Annotated in this window: 6 protein-coding genes and 2 tRNA genes; 6 read left to right on the top strand and 2 right to left on the bottom strand. The window is 36.3% G+C overall.

Going from position 1 to position 5702, the window contains the following annotated elements:
• Positions 1–58 precede the first annotated feature (58 nt).
• On the top strand, positions 59–649 hold the full coding sequence (gene pgsA / locus BZK14_RS00920; RefSeq protein WP_077924732.1) for a CDP-diacylglycerol--glycerol-3-phosphate 3-phosphatidyltransferase: 591 nt from the start codon (positions 59–61) through the stop codon (positions 647–649).
• Here pgsA and BZK14_RS00915 read toward each other — a convergent pair whose 3' ends face one another.
• Positions 650–2149 carry a cysteine desulfurase family protein gene (locus tag BZK14_RS00915; RefSeq protein ID WP_077924731.1) on the bottom strand — a complete coding sequence of 500 codons (1500 nt, stop codon included), beginning with the start codon at positions 2147–2149 and terminating at the stop codon, positions 650–652. It abuts the gene before it with no gap.
• Between the two features lie 2 nt (positions 2150–2151).
• A complete protein-coding gene (locus BZK14_RS00910; RefSeq protein ID WP_077924730.1) occupies positions 2152–2907 on the bottom strand; it encodes a HesA/MoeB/ThiF family protein in 756 nt (251 codons plus the stop codon).
• A gap of 273 nt (positions 2908–3180) precedes the next feature.
• Here BZK14_RS00910 and ttcA point away from each other — a divergent pair, with 273 nt between their 5' ends.
• From ttcA to BZK14_RS00885, 5 genes are all read left to right on the top strand, one after another.
• A complete protein-coding gene (gene ttcA / locus BZK14_RS00905) occupies positions 3181–4014 on the top strand; it encodes a tRNA 2-thiocytidine(32) synthetase TtcA (protein ID WP_171973607.1) in 834 nt (277 codons plus the stop codon).
• 43 nt (positions 4015–4057) lie between these two features.
• Complete coding sequence (locus BZK14_RS00900) at positions 4058–5023, top strand: NAD(P)H-quinone oxidoreductase (RefSeq protein WP_077924728.1); 966 nt, start codon at positions 4058–4060, stop codon at positions 5021–5023.
• Between the two features lie 72 nt (positions 5024–5095).
• Positions 5096–5172, top strand: a tRNA-Val gene (locus BZK14_RS00895).
• Positions 5173–5179: 7 nt separating this feature from the next.
• Positions 5180–5256: transfer RNA gene (locus tag BZK14_RS00890), tRNA-Ile, on the top strand.
• 123 nt (positions 5257–5379) lie between these two features.
• The coding region (locus BZK14_RS00885) for an SH3 domain-containing protein (protein WP_171973606.1) at positions 5380–5702 on the top strand (323 nt) is incomplete at its 3' end.

Below are 5702 nucleotides of genomic sequence, written 5' to 3'. Positions count from 1 at the left end.
TTTGACTTCCTGTCAAAAATGGCGATAATGGTAAAAGCACAAACATAGGATATAGGCAATGATGAATCTTCCAAATTTACTTACTCTATTTAGAATTTTTATCATTCCTATATTTGTATTACTTGCTTTGTTAGACATGCAGTCGACATGTTTCGGAGTACCTGTTAAAAATATTCTCCTATGTGCACTTTTTGCATTAGCAGGTATCACAGATTATTTTGATGGATACCTAGCAAGGAAACTCAATGTTTCATCCCCTTTTGGCGCATTTTTAGATCCTGTTGCAGACAAACTAATTGTTGCTGTTGCTTTGATTATTATCGCAGTTGATAATCCACAATCTTTGATTATTGTACTATGCACCATTATCATTATCTGCCGCGAAATTACTATTTCGGCATTACGTGAGTGGATGGCCTCTTTAGGTCGTAGAAATTCAGTCGCAGTTTCTTGGATTGGTAAATGGAAAACAACCTTTCAAATGGGCGCCATCGGCTGCTTACTCTTTAAATCTCATTTTTTTGGTTTACCAATCTTTTTAATTGGTGAAATTGGATTGATCATAGCAGCAGCATTGACATTATATTCAATGGTAGACTATTTAATTCTAGCCTACCAAAGTGAGAAAAATCACCACAAAGAAAGTTAATCAACCTTCTTTCATTGATTCTCCACAATCACGAATAAATTTCTCAATAATCATCACTAAACGTAATTCATTTCGTGGAATATTCATTGTTTCACAAACTTGATTCATTCTAAAATTTATCCATACATCTATCGATTGATAACGCAGCAATCTACTTACTTCATTCATAAACCATAAAATATATGGCGAACTTTGTACTCCTACAGAAAGATTTGTGATATTTTTATTCTGCATCAATAGATTAATATTTAATACAACATCATCACGTTCTAAATCAAAACTATAATTTTTTTGAAAATGCGCATCATCTAATAAATTTAAGTTCATATCACCTTTTATATGAATGGCAGGCAAAAGATGCTCAGCATGCGCTATGTGTTGCAACTGCTCAATTGATTTTGCCAAATCATTGACTGCTTGCTTAAAATCATCCTCTAATAAATAGCGCCCTAAACTGATCCGTACACTTTCTCTTGCATGCTTATCACTATAGCCTAATTCAGTCAATACATGGGATGGTAGCGTTTCATCACTATTACACGCTGAACCACGTGAAAAGCATAAATGAGGCACAGAAGCCATTAAAGTTTCACCATAAACATCTGGCACATGAATATTAATAATTGCTGGCATTAGCTGATTCTCTTTACCATTTCTAGTCACACCATAGGGTGATAATATTTTCATCAGATATTCCAATCGTTGCTCATTCTGCAGCTGCTCTTTATCATAATGAGATAATAATTGGACAGCACAGGCTAACCCCATGATTTGATGATTTGCCAAAGTCCCCACATGATTACCCAACTCTGTTTTTGCACCATCTAAAACTGGTGACATTGGAATTTTAGGAAAATCACGCTGATACAAAACACCAATACCTTTTGGGCCATAAATTTTATGCGCTGTAAAACTCGCTAAATCCACCAATGATAAATCGATTTTAAAATGAGGCAAAGCTTGCGTTGCATCTACGTGTAATAAAACTTTGTACTTACGCGCTACTTCACTAATTGCATGAATATCATAAACATCGCCGGTTTCATTATTGACCCATAAACTAGTCATTAAAGCTGTATTGGGCGTAATTGCAGCCTCAAACATTTCAGCTGTAATCTGCCCATTTTTATTGGGTACCAAAAACGTCACTTCAAAGCCTTCTTGCACCAATGCTTGCACCGTATTCAATGTGGCCTTATGTTCTGTTGTGATTGCAATCATATGCTTTTTAGCCGTTTGAGCACGCATCACACCTTTCAACGCCAAGTTAATGGATTCTGTCGCCCCGCTCGTTAACGTCAAACAATGCTGCTCTACACCTAAAAACTCTGCAATGGCTTGTAATGACGCTTTAATATAATGATGAGAAGTATAACCACGCATATGTTCACTACTCGCATTACCCCAAACAGTATTGAGACCACACATCATATCTTCAATAACTTCTGGCGCTGGCGGTGTTGTAGCCGCATAATCCAAATAAATAATTTTCCGATCCATTGCTACTTCACCTCTTTCTCACAGCAAACAGGACATTTTGGATTGCGTATAAATTTAAATACCTGCCAATCTCCTGTTAGTGCATTATAAATTTTCATTTGATTAACCTTAATTGCCAGCTCTAAAATAATTTTTAAAGCCTCTTGCGCTTGCATTGCACCCACAATTTGCAACACAGGTGCAAAAACACCTAAGAGCGCACAAGCACCATCATCACTATGCGCCCCCTCAAATAAGCAATGATAACAGCCACTTTTTTCATCTCTAAAATCATAAATCGCCAATTGCCCTTCAAAACGAATGGCTGAGCCAGAAATTAATGGAATTTTATGATCATGTGCAACCTGATTAATGATCTGCCGAATTGCAAAGTTATCAGTACAGTCCAAAACCATATCTACATTTTTTACTAAATCTAATAACAATGCATGATTCGCCTTTTCAGGCACCGCATAAATGGCGACATTAGGATTTAAATTATGTAGATGCTTTTTGAGTATTTCAGCTTTATTTTCACCAACATCTTCTGTTTTAAAATGAATCTGCCGTTGTAAATTAGATAAATCGATAGTATCAAAATCAACCAATATAAGCTCACCAATACCAGCTGCGGCCAACAATGGCGCAGCAGCATTACCTAATCCACCACAACCTATCACTAAAACTCGAGCCTGCTGAATTTTTTCTTGCCCCTCTAAATCAATTTCAGGCAATAAAATATGCCGAGAATATCGGAGTAGTGCTTTATCATCTAACATCAGTATCACATCTAAATAATTAAATTGCCCATTATAGTGCAATTAAATCAAGAGCTGCCATGATATATATTCAAGTCTCATCTAAAAATATGTTTTAAAACACAAACTCAGTTTCTTAAGAATTAATATGGTGTTTCAAGATCAAAGTGATAAAATGCACGATTCCACAGCTTTTATAGTGCAAGGTTTAATATAACCTACAAAACCGTCTCTATGAATGAGATAGTTTTATTAGAAGCAATTTCACTATAGTTCCTTGTCGTTTTTAGGTAAATCATGACACAATCAGTTACTCAGAAAAAATTAGAAAAACGTTTACGCCGTTTAGTTGGTACAGCCATCATGGATTATAAAATGATCGAAGATGGTGATCGAATTATGGTTTGCTTATCAGGCGGTAAAGACTCCTATGCCTTATTAGATCTTTTATTAAAGCTTAAAGAAAAAGCACCTGTAAACTTCGAAGTTTTTGCTGTGAACTTAGATCAAAAGCAACCAGGCTTCCCCGAGCATGTTTTACCAAACTACCTAACAGAATTAGGTGTACCTTTTGAGATCATCACACAAGATACATATTCCGTTGTGAAGGAGTTAATTCCTGAAGGTAAAACAACATGTAGCTTATGCTCACGTTTACGACGTGGTATTTTGTATAGCTATGCTAAAGAAAAAGGATTCAATAAGATTGCTTTAGGCCATCATCGTGATGATATCGTAGAAACGCTATTTATGAATATGTTCTTTGGCTCTACATTAAAAGCAATGCCGCCTAAACTACAAAGTGATGATGGCGACAATATTCTGATTCGCCCATTGGCTTACTGCTCTGAAAAAGATTTAATTAAGTATGCAGAAATTCACGAATTCCCGATCATTCCATGCAATCTATGTGGCTCACAAGATGGCCTACAGCGCCAAACAACCAAAATGATGCTGCAAGAATGGGAAGAAAAATACCCTGGGAGAATTGAGAATATTTTCAGATCTCTCAAAAATATTAAGCCATCTCAATTGGCAGATACTGAATTATTTGATTTTGAAAAATTTACTATCAAATCAGAAATATCTGAAACTATATCCAAAAGTGATGTAAATTGGCTAGCCTAATTTATGGTACGATGAATCCTATACAATCATCTTAGGAGGAATCATGAAAGCTGTTGTTATCACAGAATTTGGCTCACCATCAGTTTTAAAAATTGAAGAACGCACAATACCTAGCATTGCAGATAATGAAGTACTGATCAAAGTTAAAGCTGCCGGCATTAATCGCTTAGATGTTGCACAACGAAAAGGTAATTATCCTGTACCCGAAGGCGTGGTTGCAGATATCTTAGGCTTAGAAGTTTCTGGCACAATAGAACAAGTTGGTAGCAATGTTACAGAATGGCAAGTAGGTGACGATGTCTTCGCACTCATCTCCGGTGGTGGCTATGCTGAATATGTTAATGCACCAGCATCCATTTGTATTCGTAAGCCTGAAAATTTATCTTATGTAGAAGCAGCTTCCCTACCTGAAACTGTTTACACTGTTTGGAGCAATGTCTTTGATCGTTGCCGATTCCAATCAGGCGAAACATTTATGGTGCATGGTGGCACAAGCGGTATTGGCATCACCGCCATTCAATTGGCCAAGTTATTTGGTGCTAAAAAAATCTATACAACTGTTGGCAGTGATGATAAAAAAGCTTTCTGCGAATCTTTAGGTGCAATAGCTATTAATTACAAGACAGATGATTTTGCAGATTATGCAAAAGATGTTGATGTGATTCTAGACATCATTGGCGGTGACTATTTTAATAAAAATATTAATATCCTGAAAGAAGATGGCCGATTAGTTTATATCAATGCAGCCAAAGGCTTTAAAGTAGAATGTAACTTATTAAAAATTATGACTAAACGATTAACTTTAACAGGAAGCACATTGCGTTCTCGTGAATTACCTTTTAAAGAGGCACTAACACAAACATTGAAAGAGAAGTTTTTGCCGCTCATAGAAAATGGTTCATTTAAGCCCATCATTCACGCGATATTTCCCTTACATGAAGCTGATAAAGCTCATGAACTCATGGAATCCAGCACCCACATTGGTAAAATAATGCTCAAAATTGAATAATTGAACATTTATCAACTATAAAGCTTGCACCTTTCACAAGTAATCTATATAATCACACACCTATTTACTCATAGGCATATAGCTCAGTTGGTTAGAGCACCACCTTGACATGGTGGGGGTCGATGGTTCGAGTCCATTTATGCCTACCAGATATTCGGGCCTTTAGCTCAGTTGGTTAGAGCTCTCGACTCATAATCGAGCGGTCGCTGGTTCGAGCCCAGCAAGGCCCACCACTGATTGCTAATCAAATAAAAGAGCATTATCACAATGCTCTTTTTTATTGTCTTCTCATATGCATTCTCGTATATTTATGTTTATAATGTTTCTTCCGTAAGTAGTATCTTTTAAGGAACATAATGTCTTTTCGCACACACATCATTACACTGCTATCTCTCGCCGTTTTATGCTCTACTGTTTCTGCACAAAATGTAAAATACGTCACAGATCAACTACAAGCACCCATTCGTGCCTCTGCTAATGATAATAGTCGTATTATTAAAATGCTGACATCAGGGGAAAAAATTAAAATACTCAGTGAAAGTAAACAATTTTATGAAATTCAATATGGCGATAATAATGCACATGGATGGATCCATAAAAATTTTGTAATGAATGATCCTGCTGCCAGAGAGTTTGTTGAAATGGCAAAACAGGAATATGCACCTCTTCAAGAAAGCAT

The organism is Wohlfahrtiimonas larvae, assembly GCF_002006755.1.
Lineage (GTDB): Bacteria > Pseudomonadota > Gammaproteobacteria > Cardiobacteriales > Wohlfahrtiimonadaceae > Wohlfahrtiimonas > Wohlfahrtiimonas larvae.
Note: the sequence above shows the minus strand (reverse complement) of the source record. Positions and strands in the feature narration are given on the sequence as shown.

Bases quoted from the DNA above. Each gene is read 5' to 3' on its own strand.
- pgsA (WP_077924732.1), top strand. From the start codon at position 59: ATGATGAATCTTCCAAATTTACTTACTCTATTTAGAATTTTTATCATT.
- BZK14_RS00910 (WP_077924730.1), bottom strand. From the start codon at position 2,907: ATGTTAGATGATAAAGCACTACTCCGATATTCTCGGCATATTTTATTG.
- BZK14_RS00900 (WP_077924728.1), top strand. From the start codon at position 4,058: ATGAAAGCTGTTGTTATCACAGAATTTGGCTCACCATCAGTTTTAAAA.
- BZK14_RS00915 (WP_077924731.1), bottom strand. From the start codon at position 2,149: ATGGATCGGAAAATTATTTATTTGGATTATGCGGCTACAACACCGCCA.